Below are 1150 nucleotides of genomic sequence, written 5' to 3'. Positions count from 1 at the left end.
GGCGCATCCGCCGCACGTTCTTCCAGCGCCGCGCCGGCCTGGCGACCCTGCACGCGGCGGTGGGCGCGGGCGAGGGCGGCTGCGCGGCCGTGGACGTGTCCGAGACCGACGCCGTGGCCCTGGCCTGGAGCATCACCCCGGACTGGATCACGCCCTTCATCGCCCAGCCCCCGCCCCGCAAAAACCTCCGCCGCAAATTTTCGAAGTCTCACGAGACCCCGGCCAAGCCCACCGAAACCGCCTGAACGCCGGCGTTCCGCGTCCCAGCTCCCGTGGGGCCGGGCGGAAAAGTGAGCGCCCGGCCCCTCGAGTGAGGAGCCGGGCGTCGGCAGGTGGTGAGACTACTCCGGGCGGCGGGCGCCGAACATGATCTCGTCCCAGGACGGGACGGAGGCGCGCTTGGCCTTCGACTTGCGGCGGGCGCGCGGCGGCCGCTGCGTCGCCGGGGTGTCGGCGGGCTTCTCGGTCGCCGCGGCGGGCATCGCCGGACGCGCCGCCGCCTTCTTCGCCGCCGGACGGTGCGTGGTACGCGGCACCGGACGGTCGGCCGCGTCCTCGTCGTCCTCGGCGGACTCGCCCCGGCCGCTCGCGGACGCCGCGTTGCGGGTGGCGGCCGCGGCGGCCTTGCGCGTGGCCTCCTCGTCCTGCTTGGCCGCCGCCTCGCGCTCGGCCGCCTTCTCAGCGGCCGCCCTCTTCCTGGCCTCGGCCTCGGCCGCCTCGCGCTCGGCGGCCGCAGCCTCCTCGTCCCTGGTGGACGAGGCCGTGCGCTCGGCGGCGTCGTCGTCGGCCGCGGACGTTTCGCGCTGCGCGGCGGCGTCCTCGGCGCTACGACCGGTGCGCTCCCGCGCGGACGCGTCGTCGCGGGCGTCGGACGATGCCCGCTGCCCGGCGCGCTCACCTGCGGACTCCACGTCCCGCGCCGAGTCGGCACCGCGCTGGTCGTCCGCCGACGCGTCGCGGGATTCGGAGTTGTCACTCACGGAAGACGCGCCGACGGTCTCCTCGGCGCGCGGTGTGAAGTCACGCTCGTCCCCGCCGGCTCGCGCCCCTTCGGACGCGGAAGCCTCGTCGGCCGCACGCGAGCCCTCGGCTCGGCGGCCTTCGGCCTCTCGCGAGTCCGCGTACGAGCGCGAGGCATAGCGCTGGTACG

Annotated in this window: 2 pseudogenes; one reads left to right on the top strand and one right to left on the bottom strand. The window is 76.3% G+C overall.

Annotated elements, in window-relative coordinates:
- Window positions 1-245: pseudogene (locus AB0J52_RS41640) on the top strand (hypothetical protein); the annotation flags it as partial.
- A 96-nt stretch (window positions 246-341) separates the two neighbouring features.
- Here the strand turns inward: AB0J52_RS41640 and AB0J52_RS41635 are convergent.
- Window positions 342-1150 (bottom strand): annotated as a pseudogene (locus AB0J52_RS41635) (hypothetical protein); the annotation flags it as partial.

This window comes from Spirillospora sp. NPDC049652, assembly GCF_040675125.1.
GTDB lineage: Bacteria > Actinomycetota > Actinomycetes > Streptosporangiales > Streptosporangiaceae > Spirillospora.
Note: the sequence above shows the minus strand (reverse complement) of the source record. Positions and strands in the feature narration are given on the sequence as shown.